The organism is Thauera butanivorans, assembly GCF_048398245.1.
GTDB classification, from domain to species: Bacteria; Pseudomonadota; Gammaproteobacteria; order Burkholderiales; family Rhodocyclaceae; genus Thauera; species Thauera butanivorans.
Window position 1 is genome coordinate 4,420,090 of record NZ_CP183038.1, and the last position, 24,963, is coordinate 4,445,052.

Genomic DNA, 24,963 nt, shown 5'->3' on the forward strand with positions numbered 1-24,963 from the left:
GATGGAGCGAAAACGGGACGATTCACGCTGCGCACCTCAGGCCCGGGCCGGGAACAGGCCCGCCGGCTTCAAGGTCAGCACGGCCGCCATCAGCACGTACATGGCGATGCCGGCCAGCGCCGGCCCCAGGTCCGCCGCCACCGCAGGCGGCAGCACCGCGCGCAGCGCCGGCGGCAGGAAGGCGCGCCCGGCAGTATCGACCAGGCCGACCAGCAGCGCGGCGACGAAGGCGCCGCGGATCGAGCCGATGCCGCCGATGACGATGACCACCAGCGCCGGGATCAGGATCGCTTCGCCCATGCCGATCTGCACCGAGCTGATCGGCGCCATCAGCGCACCGGCCAGCGCCGCCAGCGCGGCGCCGAGCGCGAACACGAAGGCGAACACCGTGCCCACGCGCACCCCCATGAACTCCGCCATCTGGCGGTTCGAGGCGCCGGCGCGCACCAGCATGCCGATGCGCGTCCTGTTGACCAGCAGATAGAGCCCGAGCGCGACCAGCAGGCCGGCGCCGATCAGCAGCAGGCGGTAGGACGGATAGGGCAGGCCTTCGGCCAGTTGCACCGGCCCGGCCAGCACCGCCGGTGTCGAGGCCATCAAGGGCGCGACGCCCCAGATCGCCTTCACCACATCGTCGGCGATCAGGATGATGCCGAAGGTCGCCAGCACCTGCACCAGATGGTCGCGCCGGTACAGGCGGCGGATCACCAGCACTTCGAGCAGCGCCGCGACCGCCACGGTCACCAGCACCGCCGCCGCTACCGCAAGCACGAACATGCCGCTGGCCTCATGCACGCGCGCGGCGACATAGGCGCCGGCCATGTACAGCGAACCGTGGGCGAGGTTCATCGTGTCCATGATGCCGAACACCAGCGTCAGGCCGGCGGCGATCAGGAACAGCATCAGGCCGTAGCCGAGACCGTTGAGCAGTTGCTCGAAGACGAAGATGGCATCCATCTGAGGTGAACCGGGCTGAGATGCAGATCGCGGCCTGCGCCGTGGCCGCCCGGCATGCAGCGGGCGGGCGTGTTCGGAATGCGGGCCGGGCATGCTGCGGCGCCCGGCCAGGCGCGCCGCGGCACACGCAGCACGGCAGGCGGCGGAGCTTACATTCTGCAGGCGCCGACGTAGGCGTCCTGGTGCTTCTCCAGCGTGATGCCGACCAGCTTGTTGGTCAGCCGGCCTTCGGCGTCCTTGCCGACTTCGCGCAGGTAGTAGTTCTGCACCGGGTAGTTGTTGGCGCCATAGACGAAGTCGCCGCGCACCGATTTGAAGCTCGGTTTCTTCAGCGCCTTCAGCACCGCCTCGCGGTCGTCCACCTTGCCGCCGGCGTCGCGCACCGCGGCGTCCATCGCCATCAGCGTGTCGTAGGCCATCGCCGCATACACAGAAGGGTAGCGGCCGTCGTACTTCTTGCGGAAGGCGGCGACGAACTCGGCATTGGCCTCGCCCGGCAGGTCGTGCGTCCAGTGCGCGGTATTGAGCACGCCGACCATCGGCTCGCCGACGGCCTGGATCACGTCCTCGTCGGCGGAGAAGCCCGGCGCGATCAGCGGCACGTCCTTCAGGCCGCCGCCGACGAACTGCTTGACGAAGTTGATGCCCATCGCGCCGGGCAGGAAGAAGAACACCGCGTCCGGCTTGGCAGCGCGGATCTGCGCGATCTCGGCGGCGTAGTCGATCTGGCCGAGCCGGGTATAGATCTCGTCCTTCACCGCGCCCTCGTACAGGCGTTTGAAGCCGTTCAGATGGTCCTTGCCCGCCGGGTAGTTGGGCGCGATCAGCACGACGTTCCGGTAGCCCTTTTCGTTGGCGACCTTGCCGGCGGCCTCGTCGTAGGTGTCGTTCTGGTACTGGGCGAAGAAATAGGGATTGCACTTGTCGCCGGCGTAGGCGCTGGGGCCGGGGTTGCTCGACAGATAGGGCACCCTGGCCGCAAACAGTGCGGGGCCGACCGCCAGCGCGGCGTTCGAGCCGATCGGGCCGGTGAAGAAGTCGATCTTGTCGCGCTGCAGGTAGCGGGCGACGAGCTGGTTGGCCTGTTCGGGGCTGCCGCCGAAGTCGGTGCGCAGGAACTCCGCCGGCTGGCCGCCGAGTTTGCCGCCCAGCTTCTCGATCGCCAGCTCGAAACCGTCGCGCGCCTCGGCACCGAGCGCCGAGAACGGGCCGGAAATGTCCAGCGCGATGCCGACCTTGATGTCGGCGGCGTGGACGGTAGCGGCGGCACACAGCGCCAGGATGGCGGCCAGGTTCTTCATCTGCGGCATGCGGAAGTCTCCTCGATCGTTTCGACAGGGCGGCACCGCGCCAAGCCTGTGCGGGAAAACCGGCGCAGGCAGGGCACAATCGCGCGAACGGGCCAGATTCTAGCCCGAGCGCACTGGCCGGCAGAAGGAAAATGCCCGTGAAGGCGGCTGGACCCCGCGCCCGAGGCCAGCGTAACGGGCTGTATGAATTTTCACTCATGGCAGCGGGCACCGACAGGCGCCGCTGCTAGACTTGCGCATCCCCATCCGTCCCGCCCGGAACCACGATCATGATCGGACGCATCACCGGCATCCTGCTCGAAAAGAACCCGCCCCAGATCCTCGTCGACGTGCATGGCATCGGCTACGAGATCGACGTGCCGATGAGCACCTTCTACGGCCTGCCCGCCATTGGCGCCCAGCTCAGCCTGCATGCGCACCACGTGGTGCGCGAGGATGGCCACTTCCTGTTCGGCTTCGCCACCGATGAGGAACGCACCACCTTCCGCCAGTTGCTGAAAGTGTCCGGCGTCGGCGCGCGCATGGCGCTGGCGGTGCTGTCGGGGATGTCGGTGAACGACCTCGCGCAGGCGGTCGCACTGCAGGAAAGCGGCCGGCTGGTGAAGATACCCGGCATCGGCAAGAAGACCGCCGAACGCCTGTTGCTGGAACTGCGCGACAAGCTCGGCAAGGCGTTGCCGAACCTGGCCGGCACCAGGCTCACCGCCGCGCCGGGCGCCCTGCCCGATGCCCGCAGCGACATCCTCAACGCGCTGCTGGCGCTGGGCTACAACGAGCGCGAGGCGCTGGGCGCAATGAAGGGGCTGGATGATGGAAGCGGTGTTTCCGAAGGCATCCGCCAGGCGCTGAAACTGCTGTCCAAGGGCTAAACTACCGCCATGATCGAGACCGACAAGCTGCGCGCCGGCAGCCCCGAGCGCCTGATTTCCGCCCAGCCCGCCGACCGCCAGGAAGATGCGATCGAGCGCGCGCTGCGGCCCAAGCGGCTGGCCGAATACGTGGGCCAGGCCAAGATCCGCGAACAGCTCGAAATCTTCATCCAGGCCGCGCGCCGCCGCGGCGAGGCGCTGGACCACGTGCTGCTGTTCGGCCCGCCCGGCCTGGGCAAGACCACGCTGGCCCACATCGTCGCCGCCGAAATGGGCGTCAACCTGCGCCAGACGTCCGGCCCGGTGCTGGAACGCGCCGGCGACCTCGCCGCACTGCTGACCAACCTCGAGCCGCACGACGTGCTGTTCATCGACGAAATCCACCGCCTGTCGCCGGTCGTCGAGGAAATCCTCTACCCGGCGCTGGAAGACTTCCAGATCGACATCATGATCGGCGAAGGGCCGGCGGCACGCTCGGTCAAGCTCGATCTGCCGCCCTTCACACTGGTCGGCGCCACCACTCGTGCCGGCATGCTGACCAACCCGCTGCGCGACCGCTTCGGCATCGTGTCGCGGCTGGAGTTCTATACGGCGGAGGAGCTCGGTTTCATCGTCGGCCGCTCGGCACGGCTGCTCAACGTCGAGATCGACGATCCGGGCGCGCTGGAGATCGCCCGCCGCGCGCGCGGCACGCCGCGCATCGCCAATCGCCTGCTGCGCCGCGTGCGCGACTATGCCGAAGTGAAGGCAAACGGCCACATCAGCGCCGCAGTGGCCGACGCTGCGCTGGGCATGCTGGACGTCGACGCCCTCGGGCTGGACCTGATGGACCGCAAGCTGCTGTCGGCAATGCTGGAAAAGTTCGGCGGCGGCCCGGTCGGCCTCGACAACATCGCCGCCGCGATCGGGGAATCGACCGACACCATCGAGGACGTCATCGAACCCTACCTGATCCAGCAGGGCTACCTGCAGCGCACGCCGCGCGGGCGCATGGCGACGCATTCGATCTGGCAGCATTTCGGCCTGGCGCCGCCGCGCACCGGCGGCGATCTGTTCGACGCCTGAACGGCCTCCGGCATGCGCTCGCTGCAGATGGTGATGTTCATGCTGTGCCTGCTCGGCGGGCTGTTCCTGCTGGCGCAGGCGCCAGCCTTCTTCATGCCCGGCCGCGACCCCGCCATCGGCCTGCAGTTCGACGCAGCATCCTCGCGCCTGCTCGGCGCCGGCCTGCTGGCACTCGCTGCCGCGGGCGGGCAATACCTGCGGGCCATGTATTACCACGGCGAGAAACGCAGACTGGCCGGCACAGTTGCACAGCAGCGCCGCTATTCAGCCGTGCTGCTGCTTGCAGTGGCACTGATCGGCAGCGCGCTCTGGAATGCGGAACCCGGTGCAAATCCGGACTACCGGGTGCCTGCCGCCGTGACCGCACGGTGACCGAGGGGTGCCCGCGCGCACGCCGGCCGCGGCCACGAACACACCCCATCCCCAGCGGACTCAGGCATCGGCGCCGATGCCCTCCGCCTTTCCCTGCGCAGCCTTGCGTACCCCGCCGTATGCGGGCATCAGCTTGCGGGCGCGGTCGGCGGCATCCATCAGTTCGACCAGTTCGCGCGAACTGAGGAGCGAGCCGAAATGCTTGATGGCTGCCTTGGTGATGAACAGGTGGCCATTCTCCCGGCGTTCGATCCAGCCCAGTTCGACCAGGCGGCCAATCTTCCTTCTCACGGTCTCGCGCGGCAGATCGGTCGCCGCCGCGATGGAATAGGCATTGCACGGACGCAGACGGCAACCGTCGAACCAGGACGAGTCGAACGCAAGGTCCGAAGATGCCTCGAGCATGCCATCGACCCACTTGCTGTCGTGCTCCAATACCCCTATATTATGCAAGGCTATTTCGCCCAACAATATCGGCAGCAGGATGTCGCGATCGAATTCCTCGAACCAGCGACGCAAGTTGCGGATCTGATGACGGACGAGCAGCAACGCCACTGCGCGTGTTGCACAGAGCGACGCTCCAGGGGTCGGCTTCCCGGCATCGGCCACACCTTCCCGGATGAAGAACGCCCTGGGGACGGCTTTGTTTGACATGAACTCCTGAGCCAACAGGCTGCGCCGAATTGGCTATATACCGTTCTTATAGTAACCGATGGAGCATAACCCAGCGCTTTGCCAGCAACATATTCAAAAGTCCCCAACTTGGGTAAATGCGCGAAGACTGGTAGCTGCGCCCATTCATTTGCGCGCGCGCGGATGAGCTTTGTCGTAAACCTGTGCAAGATGCTGGAAGTCGAGATGAGCATAGACCTGCGTGCTCCGAATGCTGGCATGGCCGAGCAATTCCTGGACGGCCCGCAGGTCCCCGCTCGACTGCAGCAAGTGGCTGGCGAAGCTGTGCCGGAGCATGTGCGGATGGACATGCACGCCCAGCCCACCCTGCCTGGCCCGCGCTGAAAGGCGGCTGCGGATGCCACCCGGCGACAAGCGCGAGCCCGTGCGCGAAACGAAGACGGCAGGCTCGTGCCGCGGGGCGACGGAATCCCGCACCGCCAGCCAGGCGCGCAAGGCTTCCAGCGCCTTGCCGCCCACCGGCACGCTGCGCTGGCGCTGGCGTTTGCCGGTCACGGTAACCATGGCCTCGGCGAGATCCAGCCCGCCGCCGACATCGAGCGACGCCAGTTCGGCGAGCCGCAGGCCAGACGAGTAAAACAGCTCGAACATCGCCTGATCGCGGATGTCGAGCACGCCATCGCCCGCCTCGCCGTCGAGCAGGGCCTTCGCCTGGTCGGGAGACAGCACGCGCGGCAGGGTCACGGCAGATTTCGGTGCCTGGATGCCATCCACCGGATTGGCCGCCAATCCCCGACGGCGGACGAGCCAGCGATAGAAGCCGCGCCAGGCGCTGAGATGGCGCGCGATCGAGCGCCCCGTCAGCCCCTCGCCGTGCAGGCGGGCGACGAAGCGCCGGATGTCGTGCGGAGCAAGCGCGGTCGCTTCCCTGCCGTCGGCGAGGCGCAGCAAGGCCTGCAGATCGCGACGATAGGCCCGCAGCGTCAGCGGCGCCGCGCGGCGCTGGCTGGCAAGCCAGTCCAGCCAAGCTTCCACGGCGGGCGGCAGCGGCACGCAGACCTCCACTGGCCCGGCCTCCATGCCCGCATCTCGGCGCTCATCGGCCATGTTGCCGCCTTGCCGGCCTGGTCAGGCGCGCCCGGTCGACAAGGCGGCAGCGGCCAGATCGCCGAGACGGCTCAGGTAAAGCGTGCCCATGTCGGCATAGAAACGCTCGGCTTCGGCGCTGCCCAGTGCAAGCACGCCGAAAGCCGCGCCGCGCCGCAACGGGATCAGCGCGACCGAACGCACATGCGGCGCGACTTCGCCGAAGCAGGCCAGCAATTCCATGTTCTCGGGCGCACCGCAATAAGGATTGCGCAGGGCGTCGAGCTGGCGGCGCAGCGGCTCGCCGAGGCTCGAAGCATCGCCGTCCAGGCCCCAGGTCTCGAGTGCGACGTACGGCACCGAAAAGTCTTCCTGCAGGCTGCCGACCAGCACGCGGCGAACGGCATCGGTACTGCCGGCCTCCATCAGGGCAAGCGCAAGGCGATGCACCTTGGCGCTGATGTCGTCGTTTTCCTCGCCGAAACGGATCAGTTCGGCGAGCTTCTGTTCGAGCTGGCGGATCTTGTCGCGCAGCGCGTGCAGCTGGCGCTCGGCGAGCGAGATGGCCTGGCCGCCGTGCTGCGGATGCGGCACGGTGAGCCGGGTGAACAACTCGCCGTGCTGGGCGAGGAAATCGGGGTTGTCGCGCAGATAACGGGCGACATCGTCAGCATTCATGTCCATCACTCCGGCCGGGCGCGCAGATTGCCCGGCATCAACTGTTCGGCTGTTTCGGCAATCAAATGAGAGACACCGTTCGCCCTGAGCCCTTCGACTACGCTCAGGACAGGCTTGTCGAAGGACATTGGCACCAGCTGGGCTTCGACAAGCCCAACCCGAACGGTATTTGATTCCCAAGTCAATATCACTACTCGCCGTCCGGGCTCAGGGCGAACGGCAAAATCACTCAAGCTCCATCTCGCCTTCGAAAACGCTCACCGCCGGCCCGGTCATCAGCACCGGCGTATCCGGCCCTGCCCAGGCGATCTCCAGTTCGCCGCCCCGGGTCTCGACCCGTACCGGCGACTCCAGCAGGCCGCGCAGCATGCCGGCGACCACCGCCGCGCAGGCGCCCGTGCCGCAGGCCAGCGTCTCGCCGGCGCCGCGCTCGAACACGCGCAGGCGCACGCGATGCGGCTCGAGCACCTGCATGAAACCGGCATTGACCCGCGCCGGGAAGCGCTGGTGGCGCTCGATCAGCGCGCCCTGTTCGGCCACCGGCGCGGCATCGACGTCGGCGACGACCTGTACTGCGTGCGGGTTGCCCATCGACACCGCGGTGATCGCCACCGTGACCTCGCCCACCGGCAGCGGCTGCACGACCGCGTCGGAATCGGACAGGAAGGGGATCCGGGCCGGCGCCAGCTCGGGCACGCCCATGTCGACGGTGACCAGGCCGTCTTCGCGCAGGCGCGGGGCGATGACGCCCGAGCGCGTCTCGACGCGGATCTCGCGCTTGCCGCTGAGGCCCTTGTCGTGCACGAAACGGACGAAGCAGCGCGCGCCGTTGCCGCACTGCTCCACTTCGCCGCCGTCGGCATTGAAGATGCGGTAGCGGAAATCGACGCCCGGCTGGCTCGCGGGTTCGACCACCAGCAACTGGTCGCAGCCGACGCCGAAATGGCGGTCGGCAATCGCCCTGACGCGGGGCGGAGTCAGCTCGACCGGCGCATGCGTCGCGTCGATGACGACGAAATCGTTGCCAAGGCCGTGCATCTTGGTGAAACGCAGCTTCATCGCAGTCCAAAAGGAGAAAGGTAAGGAGGCGGCAGACGCCCATGACCGGCGATTGTCCTCCAGCCCGCCGCTCAGCGTCCACCGGCGATGTGTCAGTAGATGCGCGGCTCGCCTTCCGGCCGGGTCTTGAAGCGGCGATGGACCCAGTAGTACTGCTCCGGCATGGTGCGCACCACGCCTTCGAGCCAGGCGTTCATGCGCCGGGTATCGGCCTCGACGTCGCCCGAAGGGAAGTCCGCCCAGGGCTCGCCCAGCTCCAGCACGTAGCCGGCGCCGCCGGGCAGCATGCGCACCACGCTGGGCATCACGGCCGCACCGGCCAGCCGCGCCAGCCGCGGCAGGCCGGTGATGGTGGCTGCCGCCACGCCGAAGAAGGGTACGAAAATGGATTCCTTGCGGCCGTAGTCGAGGTCCGGCAGGTAGTACAGCGGCCGGCCGGATTTCATCGCCTTCACGGTGGCGCGCACGCCATCGCTGCGCGCGAGCAGCAACTGGTCGTTGAAGCGGCTGCGGCCGTGATGCAGCCAGTGGTCGAAGACCTTGTTCTTCTGCGGCGCATAGACGCTGACGAAGTCGCCCTCCATCGACAGCCGCGTGCCCGCCATGTCGAGGCCGACGAAATGCGGCGTCAGCAGAATCACTGGCCTGCCCGCGTCCTTCAGCGCCTGCAGGCGTTCCAGCCCGTCGATGCGCACCAGCCGGCGCAGGCGCTCGGGGCTGGCCCACCACGCCAGGCCGCGTTCGAGCACACTGCGGCCGTTGACGGCGAAGTGGCGCCGCGCCAGCGCGCGGCGTTCGCCGTCGGACAGTTCGGGAAAGCACAGCCGCAGATTGGTCAGCACCACCTTGCGCCGCGGCGCCACCACCACGTAGAGCAGCAGGCCGAAGGCTTCGCCGATGCGCGACAGCAGCGACAGCGGCAGCCAGTGCAGCAGCCAGAACAGGCCGATGGCGAGCCGGCTCATGCGCCCCCCCCGCCGGCTGCCATTTCCCCGCCGCGCGGCTGCTTGTAGCGGTTGTAGCCCCACAGGTACTGCTGCGGGCATTGCAGGATGATGCGCTCCACTTCGCGGTTGATGATCGCCACGTCCGTTTCCAGGTCGCCGGTCAGCGCCTCGGTCGGTGCCTGCAGGCGGAACAGGTAGCCCTCGCCGCGCGGCAGGCGCTCGGCCCAGGTGTAGATCACGCGCACGCCCTTCACCGCCGCCAGCCGCGCCGCCAGCGTCATCGTCCACGCCGGCTTGCCGAAGAAGGGCGCCCACACGCCTTCGCCCTCGCCCGGCACCTGGTCGGGCAGCATGCCGACCGCCTCGTGGCTGCGCAGCGTCTTCACCAGCTTGCGCACGCCCGACAGGTCGGCCGGCGCGGTGCGCATCTGGCCGCGCGCCCTGCCCGCCTCCATCAGCGGCTGCAGCGCGGGCTTGCGCGGCGGACGATAGAGCACGGTGATCGGAATCCTCGCCGCGATGCACTGCGCGGTGATCTCGAAGCAGCCCAGGTGCGGCGTGATGAAGAGGATGCCGGCGCCGTCCGCGCGCGCCTGCTCGACCAGTTCCCAGCCCTCGGTGCGCACCGCGCTGGCGACGACTTCCTCGGCCGGGCGCAGCCAGATCCACGGCAGTTCCATCGCCTGGCGGCCGGCTTCGGCGACGGCGGCGCGCAGCACCGCCTCGTCCTCGCGGCCGAGCGCATTGAACAAATTGGCACGCAGCCGCCGCGCATAGGATGGCGAGGCGCGATAGACCAGCCAGCCGGCCCAGCCGCCCAGGCGATGCAGCCAGGACAGCGGCAGGCGTGACAGAAGGCGAAACGAAAGATCGACCAGCACGTCGGAGTCGGGCCCGGAAACAGGGGAGAAGGAGCAGGCGCGAAGGCTTCGCGCCCAGGCGTGTGCATGCGGTCACACCGCGCACAGGGCCGAATGCTTACATACCCGGCGATCCCGGTCTATAATCGCGGCTCACCGCCGAGTTAAATCGACAACTTGCAGGGCGGGCGCGGCGACCGGGCAAACGGGCCCGAAACAGGTCGACCGTGCGGAAATACTGCTAAAGCGTCGGCTGCCCGACAAAAATCCCCGGAGCTGGCCGCAGACGCAAGTCATTGGCTGATCGGGGATTTTTTGTTTCTGGAGCAGTACGACATGGCTGAATTTCTGTTTACTTCCGAGTCCGTTTCCGAAGGCCATCCGGACAAGGTGGCGGACCAGGTGTCCGACGGCGTGCTCGATGCCATCCTGGCCGAAGACCCCAGGGCGCGCGTCGCCTGCGAAACCCTGGTGTCGACCGGCCTGGTGGTGATCTCGGGCGAGATCACCACCACCGCCCACCCCAACTACCGCGAGATCGCGCAGGACGTCATCCGCCGCATCGGCTACGACAACTCCGACATCGGCTTCGACTACAAGAGCTGCGCGGTGCTGGCGGCGATCAACCGCCAGTCGCCCGACATCGCCCAGGGCGTGGACAACGCCAACGACGACCCGCTCGACCAGGGCGCCGGCGACCAGGGCATCATGTTCGGCTACGCCACCACCGAAACCCCCAGCCTGATGCCGCTGCCGATCTACTACGCGCACCGCGTCATGCAGCGCCAGGCCGAAGTGCGCAAGGACGGCCGCCTGCCCTGGCTGCGCCCGGACGCCAAGAGCCAGATCACGGTGAAGTACGTCGACGGCAAGCCGGTGGCGATCGACACCGTGGTGGTATCGACCCAGCACGACCCGGACGTCACCCAGTCGCAGATCCACGAAGCGGTGGTCGAGCTCATCATCAAGCCGGTGCTGCCGCCCGAGTTGCTCCAGGGCACGGTGCGCTATCTGGTCAACCCCACCGGCCGCTTCGTGGTCGGCGGCCCGCACGGCGACTGCGGCCTGACCGGGCGCAAGATCATCGTCGACACCTACGGCGGCGCGGCCCGCCACGGCGGCGGCGCGTTCTCGGGCAAGGACCCCTCCAAGGTCGACCGCTCGGCCGCCTACGCCGGCCGCTACGTGGCGAAGAACATCGTCGCCGCCGGCCTGGCCGAGCGCTGCGAAGTGCAGATCGCCTACGCCATCGGCGTCGCCCGCCCGGTGTCGCTGATGGTCAACACCTTCGGCACCGGCAGGATCGCCGATGAAAAGATCGTCGAACTGGTCGGCAGGCACTTCGACCTGCGGCCGAAGGCGATCATCCAGACCCTCGACCTGCTGCGCCCGATCTACTCCCGCACCGCCGCCTACGGCCACTTCGGCCGCGACGAGCCGGAGTTCGGCTGGGAGCAGACCGACAAGGCCGCGGCGCTGAAGGCCGACGCCGGGCTGTAAGCCTCATCCTGACGACGAGGCCGCTTCCGGCTGCGAGGCCGGGGGCAGCCTCTCCTTCGTGGCACGATCAGGCCGGCACGCGGAAACGGCCCACCGCCTGTTCGAGCGTATCGGCCAACGCGGCCAGCTCTTCCGCGCGATTCAGCGAATCCCGCGTGGCGCCATGATTGGCCTCGCTCATGCGCGCGATCTGCTCGACGCTGCCGGCGATCTCCGTACTGGCCTGGCGCTGCTCTCCCAGCGCCACGTCGATCGAGCCGACGGCCGCGCGCACGCGCACGGCACCATCCTCGATTGCCGCCACGGCGGCCCGCGCCCGCTCGGCGCTTTCGGCCCCCTGGCCCGCCAGCTTGCACCCGTCCTCCATCGTGTGGACGGCCTGGCGCGCACTGGCCTGCACACGTTCGATCATGGCATTGATTTCATGTGTCGACTGCCGCGTCCGCTCGGCGAGCTTGCGCACCTCGTCCGCAACCACGGCAAAACCCCGCCCCTGCTCGCCCGCCCGCGCCGCTTCGATCGCGGCATTCAGCGCCAGCAGGTTGGTCTGCTCGGCGACCCCCTCGATGACCTGCGCGATGTTGGAAATGCTCTCGGCGCTGACGCCGAGGTCCGCCACGACCGCTGCGGAGTCGCTCATGCGCTGGGCAACCTGGCCGATCACTGTCACTGCCCCGTTGATGATCGCAACGCCGTCCCGCACCTGGCGCTCGGATTCTCCGCCCAGGCGGTCCGCATCGCCGGCGTGTTCCGCGACCACGGCAATGCTGGTGCTGAGTTGTTCGACCGCGGCGGCGATCGACTGCGCCGCATCGGTCTGGGCCAGCGACGCCGTGGCGACCTTCTCTTCGTTGTCGCGCAGCAGCGCCGTGGCACGCACGAGTTGCTCGGCATCGGCGCGGATGCCGCGTATGGTGGTCTGGAGTCCGGCCTGCATGTCCCGCATCGCAGCGAGCACGCTCCGTGCGTTGCCGCCCGCCACCGCGACCGGCTGCTGCAAGTCGCCATCGGCAATGCGGCGGGCGACCTGCGCCGCATAGACCGGCTCCCCGCCCAGGCGGCCAAGCAGGCTGCGCGTCACCAGCACCGACGCCAGGACGCACACCAGCAACGCGGCGCCGCCCAGCACTGCCACGGCCATCCGGCTGCGCTCCAGCGCCTGGACCGATTCGACGCGCATGCCGGCGGTCAATTGCTCCAGGTACGCGATCTGTTTCAACAGCCCGGCGCGGATCTCGCGCCAGGCCGGCGTCTCGCTGCGCACCAGCAGCTCGCGCGCACCGTGCGAATCGCCTGCGCGCACGCTTTCGATCACCTGTGCCTGCAAGGGCGCCCAGCGCTGGGCGGTCTTCTGCATCTCCGCCGCGGCCCCGGCGCCGCCATCGAGCACCCGAGCGTGCTGCACGGCGCGGCCGAAGGCCTCGTCGAACTGCCTCCTCGCGCCGTCGAAGTTCTCGTAGGCCTTCGGGTTGCCCGGATCGAGCACGATGTTGCGCAGCGCCTGCCCCATCTGGAGCCCGTTCGCGTATGCGCGCATGACGTCGCGCTCGACCGCAAGCTCGGTATCGATGAAGCCGGACAGACGCGCAGCCCCTGACTGCATCTGCCACAGTGCGGCGCCCAGGGCGAACAGCAGCAAGCCACAGGTTGCCGCTGCCAGCAGGATCAACTGCGAGCGGACGGAAAGTGTCTTCAATGTCATGTGCCTCCCCTCATGCCTCCATCGGCGGCGATCCGCCCCCACCACAGCGGGGCTGAAGAATGAAATAAGAAAATTCTGATGAAGAATATCGGCAATCCGATCGGAAGCTGTAGGCACGACTTCACGCCCGGCACCTGCCTCGCACTCCGCGAACTGCCAGCACGGGATCGGCGCACGCGAACCCCGTCATTGCCGGCATGAACGGCGACGCCGGACGAACTGCGCTACGCACTACCGCGCCAAGCGCCGTATAATGCTGACCTCGTTCCGAGGAGCGCTGCGAGGCGCCGGGCCCTGTGGCCCAGCCCCCAGGCTCGGAAACCCGCGGCTTGCCGCCGCGGAGGTTTGAACGGCGCTCGCCCGAAACACCTTCGTGTGTCGTCCGAAGGCGTTTCTCCCTCAACCCTGCCGGGTTCGGGATGCCGGGTGAGCCGCACGCCATGCCCCTTCCCTCCCGGCCATAGCACGGAGCATCACATGAACGCTGTGGCTGATTTCAAGGATTTCGTCGTCGCCGACCTGTCGCTCGCCGACTGGGGCCGCAAGGAAATCCGCATCGCCGAAACCGAAATGCCTGGCCTGATGGCGATCCGCGAGGAGTACGCCGCCCGCCAGCCCCTGAAGGGCGCGCGCATCACCGGTTCGCTGCACATGACCATCCAGACCGCGGTGCTGATCGAGACGCTGACCGCGCTCGGCGCCGAAGTGCGCTGGGCCTCGTGCAACATCTTTTCCACGCAGGACCACGCCGCCGCCGCCATCGCCGCCTCGGGCGTGCCGGTGTTCGCGGTCAAGGGCGAATCGCTCGCGGACTACTGGAACTACACCCACCGCATCTTCGAATGGGCTGACGGTGGTTTCTCGAACATGATCCTCGACGACGGCGGCGATGCCACGCTGCTGCTGCACCTGGGCGCACGCGCCGAGCAGGATCTGTCGGTGCTCGACAAACCGGACAGCGAAGAAGCCGAAGTGCTGTTCGCCAGCATCAAGGAAAAGCTGAAGACCGACCCGAGCTGGTATTCCACCCGCCTGGCACAGATCAAGGGCGTCACCGAGGAAACCACCACCGGCGTGCACCGCCTGTACCAGATGCACGCGCGCGGTGAACTGAAGTTCCCGGCGATCAACGTCAATGATTCGGTCACCAAGTCCAAGTTCGACAACCTGTACGGCTGCCGCGAGTCGCTGGTGGACGGCATCAAGCGCGCCACCGACGTGATGATCGCCGGCAAGATCGGCGTGGTGCTGGGCTACGGCGACGTCGGCAAGGGCTGCGCACAGTCGCTGCGCGGCCTCGGCGCCACCGTGTGGGTCACCGAGATCGACCCGATCTGCGCGCTGCAGGCGGCGATGGAAGGCTTCCGTGTCGTCACCATGGAAGAAGCTGCCGCGCTGGGCGACATCTTCGTCACCACCACCGGCAACGTCGGCGTGATCGCCCACGATCACATGAAGGCGATGAAGAACAACGCCATCGTCTGCAACATCGGCCACTTCGACTCCGAAATCGAAGTCGCCAGCCTGCGCCAGTACCAGTGGGAGAACATCAAGCCGCAGGTCGACCACATCATCTTCCCCGACGGCAAGCGCATCATCCTGCTGGCCGAAGGCCGCCTGGTGAACCTGGGCTGCGCCACCGGCCATCCCAGCTTCGTCATGAGCAACTCCTTCGCCAACCAGACGCTGGCACAGATCGAGCTGTTCGCCAAGACCGCCGAGTACCCGGTCGGCGTCTACGTGCTGCCCAAGCAACTCGACGAAATGGTCGCCCGCCTGCACCTGAAGAAGATCGGCGCCAGGCTGACCGTGCTGAGCCAGGCCCAGGCCGACTACATCGGCGTGCCGGTGGAAGGGCCGTACAAGCCCGAGCACTACCGCTATTGATTGACGGTCCTGCGCACAGGCTCCACAATGGCTCCATAATGGAGCCATTGTGGAGCCGAAAATCATGCCGAATCTCTCGATCAAGAACGTACCGGAAGCACTTGCCGAGCGCCTGCGCCAGCGCGCAGCGCTCAACCACCGTTCGCTGCAGGGCGAGTTGATGGCCATCATCCAGCAGGCGCTGGACACGCAAGTGGCGGAATCTCGGCCGACGGCCGCTGTTACGAACGCGGCGGCCGGCGGATACACGGCCGCTGGCCACGCCGCAGCGCGCATGCGGCCGGCAGCGGGCAGCAAGACCATCGCGCAGATCGCCGCGGAGCACCGCGCGCGCCATCCCGTACCGCTGGCCGCGAGCCCGCGCGCGGTGGACATCCTGCGCGCCGAGCGCGACAGCCGATGAGCACCGCGCTCAACCCGCTGATCGTCGCCGAAGCGCCGGCGCCCTACCCTGTCGCCCCGCCGCTGGTGGTCGATTGCAGTGTGCTCGCGGCACTGCTGTTCGACGAGCCGGAACGCGAACTCGCCGCCGAACACCTCGGCGGACGCATGCTGCATGCGCCCTGGCTGCTCGACGTCGAACTCGCCAGCGTGGCAAGCAAGAAGGCGGATGCCGGCGAGCTGGCCGCGGCCGAACAGGGGCTGGCGGATTACCAGGCGCTGGCGATCCATCGCCACCCGGTCGACCCGCCGGCCCTGCTCGATCTCGGGCGGCGCTATCGGATCACCGTCTACGATGCAGCCTACCTGTGGCTGGCGGAAAACCTGGGTGCTCCGCTGGCTACCTTCGACCGGCAACTGGGCCGCGCGGCCCAGCAGCATCTGCTGGGCCGGGGTACGGCATGAGCATGAACTCCTTCCACCGCCGCAGCCAACGGCCAGCCCCCGCAGCGAAGGCGGCTGCTCCCGTCCCGCGCAGCGGCAACCGCGCCGACCAGCATCTGGTGGAACAGGGGCTGGCGCCGTCGCGCACCGCGGCACGGGCGCTGATCGAAGCCGGGCGGGTGAGCTGGGACGGCCGGCCGGTGGCCAAGCCCGCGCAGGAGCTGCCCGCCTCCGCGCGGCTGCAGGTGGCGCCGGACGACAGCGACCGCTTCGTCTCGCGCGGCGCGCTCAAGCTCGAAGGCGCGCTCACGCACAGCGGGCTCGACGTACACGGCACGGCCTGCCTCGACATCGGCCAATCCACCGGCGGCTTCACCGACTGCCTGCTGCAGGCCGGCGCGGCGAAGGTGGTCGGCGTCGAAGTCGGCCACGGCCAGCTCCATCCGCGCCTGGCGGCCGACCCGCGCTGCGTCACGCTCGAAGGCATCAACGCCCGCCATCTGGACGCCGCTGCGCTGGGCGAGCATTTCCCGCCACAGGGCTTCGACCTGCTGGTGTGTGACGCCAGCTTCATCTCGCTGACGCTGCTGCTGCCGCAATGGCCCGCGCTGCTGTCTCCGGGTGGCCACGTGCTGGCGCTGGTCAAGCCGCAGTTCGAGGTCGGCCCGCAAGGCCTCGGCAAGGGCGGCATCGTGCGCGACGCTGCCTTGTACGCCGACGTCGAAGCCCGGCTGCGCGCCGCCGCGCATGCGGCCGGGCTCGCCATCCTCGATTGGTTCGACTCGCCGATCACCGGCGGCGACGGCAACCGCGAATTCTTCTTTCACGCCATCCGCAGACCGGACGGCGGCAATCATCCGAACACGCCATGAACCACACCGAAATCTCGATCGAATTCTTCCCGCCGACCACCGCCGAAGGTGCCGAAAAACTGCGCGCCACCCGCGACCGGCTGGCGGCGCTGAAGCCGTCCTTCTTCTCCGTCACCTACGGCGCCGGCGGCTCGACCCGCGAGCGCACCTTTGCCACCGTCAAGGAAATCGCCGCCGCCGGCTTCGAGGCCGCGCCGCACCTGTCCTGCGTCGGCTCGACCCGCGACAGCATCCGCGAAATCCTGCAGGAATACGCCGAGGCCGGCATCCGCCGCATCGTCGCGCTGCGTGGCGACCTGCCTTCGGGCGTGGGCGATGCGGGCGAGTTCCGCCACGCCAACGAGTTGGTCGAATTCATCCGCACGGAGACGGGCGAGCGCTTCATCATCGAAGTGGCCGCCTACCCGGAATGGCATCCGCAGGCACGCAGCCCGAAGGACGACCTGCTCGCCTTCAAGCGCAAGGTCGAAGCCGGCGCCAATTCGGCGATCACGCAGTATTTCTACAATCTCGACGCCTATCTGCACTTCGTCGACGCGGTACGCAAGCTGGGCATCGACATCCCCATCGTGCCCGGCATCATGCCGATCGGCAGCTTCAGCAAGCTGGCGCGCTTCTCGGACGCCTGCGGCGCCGAAATCCCGCGCTGGATGCGCCGCAAGTTCGAAGCCTACGGCGACGACACCGACTCGATCCGCGCCTTCGGCCTGGACGTGGTCAGCGAACTCTGCAGCAAGCTGATCGCCGCCGGCGCGCCCGGCCTGCATTTCTACAGCATGAACCAGGCCGGCCTCACCACCGACATCTGCAAGCGGCTGGGCCTGGCCTGAATTGCTAAAACCTCGGATTGATGCTCAAGGACATCATGGCCGACAGCTGGCACAAGAGCCTTCCCGAGCCCTGCTGCAATTCATTGAAAGCATCCTGCACGGCTTGCATATCGCGCTGACTGGTGGGCTCATGCTCGATGATGCCTGCGGCCCTCAGCCGTGCGACCACATCACTGGTCAATAGAAAAGTATCCTTCCCGACCAGACGCAAGAATCCGGCAGCCGAGCGCCCGCCCAAGCGCGCGCCGCGTTTGGCCAGCAAGCGCCACAAGCCGATGATGTCAGCACTCGGCCAACTGGCAATGAACTCGCCAAAACTGCTCCCCCGCTCCTGGCGAACGTCCAGGATGAACTGGGCGTTTCTAGGGATGGTCTGCAGTTTCGTCCGATCGCGAATGATCCGCTCATTCTTCATATAGCCGTCTATCTGTTCCGGACCGAGCAGCACCATTTTCTCCGGCACAAAACCCCAGAAGGCTTTCTCAAACTCGGGCCACTTGGCATCGACCACCGAGTGCTGCATGCCGGCCTGGAATACCCGCTGGCTCATGGCAGAAAGATAGCGGTCATCGCCCTTCTGCTTCAACTCTTCAGGCGCAAGCGCCCGGGGCAGAAAAGCCTCCATGGCCTCATCAGAGTCGAAACGCTGGCGTACCGTGCCGTAAAGCCATTCATAGTCAAGCATCATGCCTTGTTCGCTCCGTTTCATCATCTAATCCCCATCGAATGAGAGATTGCCAGGATCAACCATACTTGGGGCCTTTGACGAGCGGCTGTTTGCGATTGATATACAGGGCTAAAGTTCGGATCAGACGACGTCGAGCTCATTGCTATGCTTTTTTGACCTCGATAAACCACTTGGGCTGCATGGCATCGAAATCCTGGCGGATGTTGGATGGCAGGTAGCTGGCTGAATCCAGCACGAAAGATCGGCCACCTGCACGTTTGAAAACAACCCAATGCCAAAAGTCCCTGCCTTCTTCCCGATGATGCTTGATGGACAGCAATGCCAGATCGGGCAATGCCTCCCAGGATTCAAACGGGATTTCTTCGTCGGAAACCTCGACGCCTGCGCTCGACAGCATACGCCGGACATATTGCGTATCCGACCACAGCGATTCATCCGAAGCGTGGATACCCATAGCATTGGCTTCGGCCTTCATCTCCGAGTACGTCTTGCCCAGAATGTTGGCAACCGACGCGATTCCGCATCCGCTGGTTTCTTCCTGTACTACCGGTTTGAGCACCCGGCTCCCCTTTAATGCATAACGTTCGAGCTCACTGTCTTGCCACCTGAAATGCTCAGCACGCCACGATCCCGAGCCTGCCCGCCCCCCCCTCAACGCTTACCACCGAACAGCGACCCCAACAGGCCGCGCACGATCTGGCGGCCCAGGTTGCTGCCGATGGTGCGCGTCACCGTCTTGGCCGCGATCTGCACCAGGCCGTCGCGCTGGCCGCCGCGTGGGCCGGTGGAGCCGAACAGGATGTCGTTGAGCGCGCTGCCGCCATCGCCGCTGCCGGCGGCACCCGGTTTCGCCTGCGCGGCGGCGGACTTGCTGTCAGCCTGGGCGCGCAGGATTTCGTAGGCCGACTCGCGGTCGAGCGCTTTCTCGTAGTGGCCGTAGATGAGCGAGCCGGTGATCGCCGCCTGGCGTTCGGCCGCGCTCAGCGGCCCGAGGCGCGAATCCGGCGCGATGACGAAGCAGCGCTCGGTGATCTGCGGCCGGCCTTTTTCGTCGAGGAAGGACACCAGTGCCTCGCCCACGCCCAGTTCGGTGATTGCGGCCGCGGCGTCGAAGGCCGGGTTGGGGCGCATGGTGTCGGCGGCGGTCTTGACCGCCTTCTGGTCGCGCGGCGTGAAGGCGCGCAGCGCGTGCTGCACGCGGTTGCCGAGCTGGCCGAGCACGGTTTCGGGGACGTCGAGCGGGTTCTGGGTGACGAAATAGACGCCCACGCCCTTGGAGCGGATCAGGCGCACGACCTGCTCGATCTTCTCGACCAGCGCCTTGGGCGCGTCGTTGAACAGCAGGTGGGCTTCGTCGAAGAAGAACACCATTTTCGGCTTGTCCGGGTCGCCCACTTCCGGCAACTGCTCGAACAGTTCGGACAGCATCCACAGCAGGAAGGTGGAGTACAGCTTGGGCGAGTTGTACAGACGTTCGGCAGCGAGCACGTTGATGATGCCGCGGCCGTCGGCGTCGGTCTGCATCAGGTCGGCGATGTCGAGCATCGGCTCGCCGAAGAACACATCGCCGCCCTGTTGCTCCAGCGCCAGCAGGTTGCGCTGGATGGCGCCGATGGAGGCGGTGGAGATGTTGCCGTATTCGGTGGTGAAGGTCTTCGCGTTCTCGCCCACGTACTGCACCATCGCGCGCAGGTCCTTGAGGTCGAGCAGCAGCAGGCCGTTGTCGTCGGCGACCTTGAACACCAGCGTCAGCACGCCGGTCTGGGTGTCGTTGAGGTTGAGCAGGCGGGATATCAGCAGCGGCCCCATGTCGGAGATGGTGGCGCGCACCGGGTGGCCCTGCTCGCCGAACACGTCCCAGAACACCGTGGTGTTGGCGCGCGGCGTGTATTCGGTGATGCCGATCGCGGCCAGGCGCTGCATCAGCTTGTCGGATTTCGTCCCCGCCGCGCCGATGCCCGACAGGTCGCCCTTGACGTCGGCCAGGAACACCGGCACGCCGATGCTGGCGAAGGATTCGGCGAGCTTCTGCAGCGTCACCGTCTTGCCGGTGCCGGTCGCGCCGGTGATGAGGCCGTGGCGGTTGGCGAGGCGCGGCAGCAGGTGGATTTCGGCGTCGGCGGTCTTGGCAATCAGCAGCGCTTCGGTCATCGCATCACTCCGGGGGCATGTGTTCGTCGGGGGCTTTCGCATCGCGTCCGAGTTTATCAGGGCGCACGCGGCATGCGGCGTGCCGCCGCCGGGTTGTATACTGCGCAACTTTCAACCGCTTACGGCAGTATCGAGGGTCTTATGGCTGGTCATTCGAAGTGGGCCAATATTCAGCACCGCAAGGGGCGCCAGGACGAGAAGCGCGGCGCCGCGTTCTCCAAGCTGGCGAAGGAAATCACCGTCGCCGCCAAGATGGGCGGGGGCGACCCCGGCTTCAACCCGCGCCTGCGCCTGGCGGTGGACAAGGCCAAGGGCATCAACATGCCCAAGGACAAGATCGACAACGCGATCAAGAAGGGCACCGGTGAGCTCGAAGGCGTCAGCTACGAGGAAACCCGCTACGAGGGCTACGGCATCGGCGGCTCGGCGGTGATGGTCGATTGCCTGACCGACAACAAGACCCGCACCGTCGCCGACGTGCGCCACGCCTTCTCCAAGTACGGCGGCAACATGGGCACCGACGGCTGCGTGGCCTTCCAGTTCAAGCACTGCGGCCAGTTGCTGTTCGCCCCGGGCACCGACGAGGATGCATTGATGGAAGCGGCGCTCGACGCCGGCGCCGAGGACGTCGTCGCCAACGACGACGGTTCGATCGAAGTCATCACCGGCCCGTGGGAATTCACGGCGGTGAAGGAGGCGCTGGAGCAGGCCGGTTTCAGCGCCGAATTCGGTGAGGTGACGATGAAGCCGGAAAACACCATCGAACTGTCCGGCGACGAGGCCGTGCGCATGCAGAAGCTGCTGGATGCGCTGGAAAGCCTGGACGACGTGCAGGAGGTCTACACCTCGGCGGAGATCGGCGAGTAAGCTGGCGGCCATCGACCCGCAAACACCCGACAGCGGCGCCCAGCGCCGCTTTCTTTTTTCTCCGGCCCCTCTGCCCCCACTCCCGATCATGCCGTCTCCCGCCTCTGCCTCGCCCTGGGTTCAGCGCCTGATCCCGCTGCTGTTCGTGCTGCTGTGGAGCACCGGCTTCATCGGCGCCAAGTTCGGCCTGCCCTATGCCGAACCGCTGACCTTCCTCGCCTCCCGCTACGTGCTGGTGATCGCGCTGATGACGATGCTGGCGCTGGCGATGCGCGCACCCTGGCCGGCCAGCCCGCGCGAAGCCCTCCACATCGGCGTCACCGGCCTGCTGGTGCACGCGCTGTACCTGGGGGGCGTGTTCATGTCCATCGACCGCGGCCTGCCGGCCGGCGTGTCGGCACTGGTGGTCGGCATGCAGCCGCTGCTGACCGCGGCCTGCGCCGGCCTGCTGCTGGGCGAGCGCGTATCGCCGCGCCAATGGCTGGGGCTGGCGATGGGCTTTGCCGGCGTCGGCCTGGTGGTCGGCAGCAAGGCAACGGTGGACGGCGTCGCGGCCGACGCCCTGCTGCACATGCTGACGCCGGCACTGGCGGCACTGGTCGGCATCACCGCCGGCACGCTGTACCAGAAACGCTTCTGCCCGCGCTTCGACCTGCGCACCGGCTCTGTGGTGCAGTTCGTGCCGACGCTGGCGGTCACCGCGCTGCTCGCCAGCCAGACCGAAACGATGGCCATCGACTGGAGCGGCGAATTCGTCTTCGCCCTGCTGTGGCTGGTGCTGGTGCTGTCGCTGGGCGCGATCAGCCTGCTCAACCTGCTGATCCGCAGCGGCAGCGCGGTCAATGTCGCCAGTCTGTTCTACCTCACGCCGCCGACCACTGCGCTGATCGCCTGGGCGATGTTCGGTGAAACGCTGAGCGGCCTCGCGCTCGCAGGCATGGCCGTGGCAGTGGCCGGCGTCTGGCTGGCGCGCAAGGCCTGATGGCGGCCGCGCCTCAGACCGGCAGGCGCAGGCTGGCCTGCAAGCCCCCCAGCGCTGCACTGCGTTCGAGCGCAAGCGCGCCATCGTAGGTCGCGGCAATGTCGGCGGCGATGGCCAGCCCCAGCCCGCTGCCTTCCACCGCTTCGTCGAAGCGCTGCCCCCGGCGGGCCGCCCGGCCGATCTGCTCCTCGTCCAGGCCGGGGCCGTCGTCCTCCACCGTGATGACGAGCGTCCCCGCACCACCGCCCTTCGGCGCCTCGCGCCAGGCATTCAGCCTCACTCGGCTCGCCGCCCATTTTCCGGCGTTGTCGAGCAGATTGCCGAGCATTTCCTCGATGTCGGCACGGTCGCCACGCCAGGCCAGGCCATTGGCGACGTCCACTTGCCAGTCCAGCATCCTGTCCTGGTGCAGGGTCTGCATCAGCTTCACCAGCGGCACCAGCACACCCGCCACCTCCAGCTTGCCCTGCACACCCTCGGCCGCCGCCGCGCTGGCGGCACGAACCAGATGGCGGTCGATCAGCGCCGACATGCTGTCGACCTGGCGACGCACCATCTTGCTGCTCACCGTGGCGGAGCCGCCTGCTTCAGCCCCCAGCAGGGTCAGCGGCTTCTTCAGTGCATGGCTCAAGTCCGCGGCATGGGCCCGCGCCCGCATCACCAGCCGGCTGTTGCGCAACAGCATGTCGTCCAGTTCCTCGGCCAAGGGGTCGAGATCGGCGCCATAACCGCGCCCGATCATGCCGCCGCCGATCTCCACTTCGGCCACGCGCTGGCGCAGGCGCCGCAAGGGCCGCAGGCCGATGCGCACCTGCACCCAGGTGGCGGCCATCCAGCCCAGCATCAAGGCCAGCACCGCCACTGCCAGGCCGCGATCGAAGCGCATCAGATCGCGCACCACCGGCTCCTGCGGCCCATATACCTCCAGCACGAAAACCTGACCGCCCAGTTCAAGCGTGCGCACCAACCCGAGCAGGCGCTCGCCCCTCGGCCCCTCGGCCTCCAGCGCACCGGATGGCACGGCCTGCCCGTGCAGCACGCCGGCGTCCCACTGGGAGCGGGAACGCAGGACGACAGCCTCGCCCCCCCGCCTGCGCAATTGCCAGTACCAGCCGGAAAAAATCTGCTCGAATACGTCCGCCGCGCGCGAGCGTTCTTCACCCACGCCGCCGCCCGGCAAGATCCTCAGGCGGCTCTCGATCCGCTCGGCACGCGCTTCCAGGCTTTGCATGAAACCGCGCACCACGGTGTCGTGCACCATCCCGCGCAGAACCCATCCGCCGGCCCCCGCCACCAGCACCGCCGCCAGCATGCCGAGCACGCCCAGGCGCAGCGCCAGGCCGAACCCGGCCCATCGCCGCGCCTCAGTCACGGAACTCCGGCTCCGAGACGAGGCGGAAACCCAGCCCACGCTCGGTGACGAGCAAGCCCGGCGGCAGCTTGCGCCGGATGCGTCCGACCAGCACGTCCACGGTGTTGGAATCCGGCTCGAGGTCGCGCGCATAAACGTGCTCGCCGATCTCGGCGCGGCTCACCACTGCGCCCTTGCGGTGCATCAGGTAGGCGAGGATGCGATGCTCCTGCGCGGTCAGCGCCAGGGGCTCGCCATGCAGGCTGAAACGGCCGGCGAAGGTGTCGTAGCTCAAATCGCCCGCCTGCAGCACGGGGTCGGCATGCCCGCCCGCACGGCGCAGCAGCGCCTTGATGCGCAACACCACTTCCTCGTGCTGGAAGGGCTTGGTCAGGTAGTCGTCGGCACCGGCACCGAAGCCCGCCAGCTTGTCGCTCCAGCGCCCTCGCCCGGTGAGGATCAGCACCGGAAACACCCTCCCCGCCTCGCGCCAGTGGCGCAGCACCGAAATACCATCCAGTTGCGGCAGACCGAGATCGAGCACCGCCGCATCGTAGTCTTCGGTGCAACCGAGATAGGCCGCCTCGCGGCCGTCGCCGACGGTTTCCGCCACCAGGCCGGCTTCACCCAGCAGCGCGGCCAGCCTTTCCGCCAGCGCCGCATCGTCCTCTACGATCAGCACCCGCATCAGTCGGCCTCCTCCACGCGCAGCACGCGGCCATCCTCGGCATCGACCTCGAGCTCGACGACCCGGCCGCTGTGCAGGCGGATCTCGACCTCGTAGAAGTAGCGTCCGTTGCGGTCGTGCTCCAGCTCGGCCTCGAGCACGTGGCCGGGGTAGCGGGCCTGCAGCAGATCGAGCACCGAAGGCATGTCCATCAGGCGATGCAGGGCCGCGCCATGCTGTGCATCGTCGCCGAGCACCTCGCCGCTGCGCGCATCCACGGTCAGTTCGCGCATGCGCTCATCGGGCATGCGCAGCTTCACTTCGTAGACCAGCCTGCCATGCGTGTCGCGCTCCATCTCGACGTCGAGCACCATGCCGGGCCAGCGCGCCAGCACCTTGCGCAAAACCTCGCCCACCGGCGGCAAGGCCTCATCGACGGCAGGCGCTTCGGCCTGGACCACGGCACCGCTGACCGCATCGGCATGCAGTTCCAGCTTGCGTCCCGTACCGTCGATCAGCTTGATCTCGTAGTACGCGCGGCCATCACGGCCTTTCTCCAGTTCGACGTCCAGCACACGGCCGTCGTAACGCCTGGCCACCTCGGCAAGGATTTCCGTCAACGGACGATAGCGTCCAGCCTCGACCGCCTGGCGCACCACATCCTGCTCGGCCGCACGCGCGGGCAGGATCCCACACATCGCCGCCAGCATCAGGCACAGCAGGAGTCGACACGGTTTGTCACACATACCGGAATGTTTGGGTGCACGCCTTAAACGGAACATGAACGAAGGCTTCAGACGGCATT

General features: G+C 67.4%; 27 protein-coding genes and 1 riboswitch. Of the genes, 11 read left to right on the forward strand and 16 right to left on the reverse strand.

All coding sequences use genetic code 11. The annotated features are described in order from the left end of the window. Positions 1-36: 36 nt before the first annotated feature. Positions 37-957 carry a branched-chain amino acid ABC transporter permease gene (locus tag ACNQFN_RS21335; RefSeq protein ID WP_418647506.1) on the reverse strand — a complete coding sequence of 307 codons (921 nt, stop codon included), beginning with the start codon at positions 955-957 and terminating at the stop codon, positions 37-39. 149 nt (positions 958-1,106) lie between these two features. Beyond that, the gene (locus tag ACNQFN_RS21340) at positions 1,107-2,267 is read right to left on the reverse strand and encodes an ABC transporter substrate-binding protein (protein WP_068635780.1); all 1,161 of its coding nucleotides are present in this window, start codon (positions 2,265-2,267) and stop codon (positions 1,107-1,109) included. 269 nt (positions 2,268-2,536) lie between these two features. On the opposite strand from ACNQFN_RS21340, the gene ruvA reads away from it, so the two are divergent. From ruvA to ACNQFN_RS21355, 3 genes are read left to right on the forward strand one after another with little or no spacing between them, the layout of a single operon-like run. Then, entirely contained in the window at positions 2,537-3,136 is a 600-nt protein-coding gene (gene ruvA / locus ACNQFN_RS21345) for a Holliday junction branch migration protein RuvA (RefSeq protein WP_068635781.1), read from the forward strand. Between the two features lie 9 nt (positions 3,137-3,145). Next, positions 3,146-4,201: a Holliday junction branch migration DNA helicase RuvB gene (gene ruvB, locus ACNQFN_RS21350; RefSeq protein ID WP_068635782.1), complete on the forward strand. Its 1,056-nt coding sequence runs from the start codon at positions 3,146-3,148 to the stop codon at positions 4,199-4,201. A gap of 12 nt (positions 4,202-4,213) precedes the next feature. Further along, complete coding sequence (locus tag ACNQFN_RS21355; protein ID WP_068635783.1) at positions 4,214-4,573, forward strand: hypothetical protein; 360 nt, start codon at positions 4,214-4,216, stop codon at positions 4,571-4,573. A 60-nt stretch (positions 4,574-4,633) separates the two neighbouring features. Here the strand turns inward: ACNQFN_RS21355 and ACNQFN_RS21360 are convergent, their stop codons facing one another. The 7 genes from ACNQFN_RS21360 to ACNQFN_RS21390 form a co-directional block, all read right to left on the reverse strand. Beyond that, the gene (locus ACNQFN_RS21360; RefSeq protein WP_245650862.1) at positions 4,634-5,227 is read right to left on the reverse strand and encodes a hypothetical protein; all 594 of its coding nucleotides are present in this window, start codon (positions 5,225-5,227) and stop codon (positions 4,634-4,636) included. 144 nt (positions 5,228-5,371) lie between these two features. After that, positions 5,372-6,313, reverse strand: a complete 942-nt coding sequence (xerC, locus tag ACNQFN_RS21365; RefSeq protein ID WP_418647507.1) for a tyrosine recombinase XerC — start codon at positions 6,311-6,313, stop codon at positions 5,372-5,374. 21 nt (positions 6,314-6,334) lie between these two features. Then, complete coding sequence (locus tag ACNQFN_RS21370; RefSeq protein WP_068635858.1) at positions 6,335-6,970, reverse strand: DUF484 family protein; 636 nt, start codon at positions 6,968-6,970, stop codon at positions 6,335-6,337. Positions 6,971-6,975: 5 nt separating this feature from the next. After that, positions 6,976-7,098 carry a hypothetical protein gene (locus tag ACNQFN_RS21375; protein ID WP_281178411.1) on the reverse strand — a complete coding sequence of 41 codons (123 nt, stop codon included), beginning with the start codon at positions 7,096-7,098 and terminating at the stop codon, positions 6,976-6,978. Between the two features lie 97 nt (positions 7,099-7,195). After that, a complete protein-coding gene (gene dapF / locus ACNQFN_RS21380) occupies positions 7,196-8,029 on the reverse strand; it encodes a diaminopimelate epimerase (RefSeq protein ID WP_068635784.1) in 834 nt (277 codons plus the stop codon). Positions 8,030-8,121: 92 nt separating this feature from the next. Continuing rightward, a complete protein-coding gene (locus tag ACNQFN_RS21385; protein ID WP_418647508.1) occupies positions 8,122-8,994 on the reverse strand; it encodes a lysophospholipid acyltransferase family protein in 873 nt (290 codons plus the stop codon). Next, positions 8,991-9,857 carry a lysophospholipid acyltransferase family protein gene (locus ACNQFN_RS21390; protein WP_418647509.1) on the reverse strand — a complete coding sequence of 289 codons (867 nt, stop codon included), beginning with the start codon at positions 9,855-9,857 and terminating at the stop codon, positions 8,991-8,993. Before ACNQFN_RS21390 ends, ACNQFN_RS21385 begins: the two co-directional genes overlap by 4 nt. A gap of 315 nt (positions 9,858-10,172) precedes the next feature. Between ACNQFN_RS21390 and metK the strand changes: the two genes are divergently transcribed. Next, complete coding sequence (metK, locus tag ACNQFN_RS21395; protein WP_068635787.1) at positions 10,173-11,336, forward strand: methionine adenosyltransferase; 1,164 nt, start codon at positions 10,173-10,175, stop codon at positions 11,334-11,336. 67 nt (positions 11,337-11,403) lie between these two features. On the opposite strand, the gene ACNQFN_RS21400 is transcribed toward metK, so the two are convergent. Beyond that, a complete protein-coding gene (locus ACNQFN_RS21400) occupies positions 11,404-13,038 on the reverse strand; it encodes a methyl-accepting chemotaxis protein (RefSeq protein ID WP_068635788.1) in 1,635 nt (544 codons plus the stop codon). Between the two features lie 263 nt (positions 13,039-13,301). Continuing rightward, positions 13,302-13,403, forward strand: a riboswitch (S-adenosyl-L-homocysteine riboswitch). A 112-nt stretch (positions 13,404-13,515) separates the two neighbouring features. Between ACNQFN_RS21400 and ahcY the strand changes: the two genes are divergently transcribed. The 5 genes from ahcY to metF all read left to right on the forward strand — a co-directional run bounded on the left by ahcY (position 13,516) and on the right by metF (position 17,452). After that, complete coding sequence (gene ahcY, locus ACNQFN_RS21405) at positions 13,516-14,925, forward strand: adenosylhomocysteinase (protein WP_068635789.1); 1,410 nt, start codon at positions 13,516-13,518, stop codon at positions 14,923-14,925. Between the two features lie 64 nt (positions 14,926-14,989). After that, positions 14,990-15,328: a FitA-like ribbon-helix-helix domain-containing protein gene (locus tag ACNQFN_RS21410; RefSeq protein ID WP_083953498.1), complete on the forward strand. Its 339-nt coding sequence runs from the start codon at positions 14,990-14,992 to the stop codon at positions 15,326-15,328. Next, positions 15,325-15,771 carry a type II toxin-antitoxin system VapC family toxin gene (locus tag ACNQFN_RS21415; protein WP_418647510.1) on the forward strand — a complete coding sequence of 149 codons (447 nt, stop codon included), beginning with the start codon at positions 15,325-15,327 and terminating at the stop codon, positions 15,769-15,771. The genes ACNQFN_RS21410 and ACNQFN_RS21415 overlap by 4 nt, the downstream gene beginning before the upstream one ends. Further along, entirely contained in the window at positions 15,768-16,622 is an 855-nt protein-coding gene (locus tag ACNQFN_RS21420; RefSeq protein ID WP_068635792.1) for a TlyA family RNA methyltransferase, read from the forward strand. Before ACNQFN_RS21415 ends, ACNQFN_RS21420 begins: the two co-directional genes overlap by 4 nt. Beyond that, a complete protein-coding gene (metF, locus tag ACNQFN_RS21425; protein WP_418647511.1) occupies positions 16,619-17,452 on the forward strand; it encodes a methylenetetrahydrofolate reductase [NAD(P)H] in 834 nt (277 codons plus the stop codon). Before ACNQFN_RS21420 ends, metF begins: the two co-directional genes overlap by 4 nt. A 4-nt stretch (positions 17,453-17,456) precedes the next feature. On the opposite strand, the gene ACNQFN_RS21430 is transcribed toward metF, so the two are convergent. The 3 genes from ACNQFN_RS21430 to ACNQFN_RS21440 form a co-directional block, all read right to left on the reverse strand. After that, positions 17,457-18,140: a DNA-3-methyladenine glycosylase I gene (locus ACNQFN_RS21430; protein ID WP_083953496.1), complete on the reverse strand. Its 684-nt coding sequence runs from the start codon at positions 18,138-18,140 to the stop codon at positions 17,457-17,459. A gap of 142 nt (positions 18,141-18,282) precedes the next feature. Then, positions 18,283-18,699 (reverse strand): hypothetical protein, encoded by a 417-nt coding sequence (locus ACNQFN_RS21435; RefSeq protein WP_418647512.1) that lies wholly within the window; start codon positions 18,697-18,699, stop codon positions 18,283-18,285. 92 nt (positions 18,700-18,791) lie between these two features. Then, entirely contained in the window at positions 18,792-20,291 is a 1,500-nt protein-coding gene (locus tag ACNQFN_RS21440) for a helicase HerA-like C-terminal domain-containing protein (RefSeq protein WP_418647513.1), read from the reverse strand. A 141-nt stretch (positions 20,292-20,432) separates the two neighbouring features. On the opposite strand from ACNQFN_RS21440, the gene ACNQFN_RS21445 reads away from it, so the two are divergent. Both ACNQFN_RS21445 and ACNQFN_RS21450 read left to right on the forward strand, forming a co-directional pair. Next, entirely contained in the window at positions 20,433-21,158 is a 726-nt protein-coding gene (locus tag ACNQFN_RS21445) for a YebC/PmpR family DNA-binding transcriptional regulator (protein WP_418647514.1), read from the forward strand. Positions 21,159-21,246: 88 nt separating this feature from the next. After that, on the forward strand, positions 21,247-22,140 hold the full coding sequence (locus tag ACNQFN_RS21450; protein ID WP_068635797.1) for a DMT family transporter: 894 nt from the start codon (positions 21,247-21,249) through the stop codon (positions 22,138-22,140). A gap of 13 nt (positions 22,141-22,153) precedes the next feature. On the opposite strand, the gene ACNQFN_RS21455 is transcribed toward ACNQFN_RS21450, so the two are convergent. The 3 genes from ACNQFN_RS21455 to ACNQFN_RS21465 are packed head-to-tail and all read right to left on the reverse strand — an operon-like array spanning position 22,154 to position 24,856. After that, positions 22,154-23,512, reverse strand: coding sequence for a sensor histidine kinase (locus tag ACNQFN_RS21455; protein WP_068635798.1), 1,359 nt, complete (start codon positions 23,510-23,512; stop codon positions 22,154-22,156). Next, positions 23,505-24,179 (reverse strand): response regulator transcription factor, encoded by a 675-nt coding sequence (locus ACNQFN_RS21460; protein ID WP_068635799.1) that lies wholly within the window; start codon positions 24,177-24,179, stop codon positions 23,505-23,507. Before ACNQFN_RS21460 ends, ACNQFN_RS21455 begins: the two co-directional genes overlap by 8 nt. After that, positions 24,179-24,856, reverse strand: coding sequence for a PepSY domain-containing protein (locus tag ACNQFN_RS21465; protein ID WP_418647515.1), 678 nt, complete (start codon positions 24,854-24,856; stop codon positions 24,179-24,181). The genes ACNQFN_RS21460 and ACNQFN_RS21465 overlap by 1 nt, the downstream gene beginning before the upstream one ends. Positions 24,857-24,963: the final 107 nt, after the last annotated feature.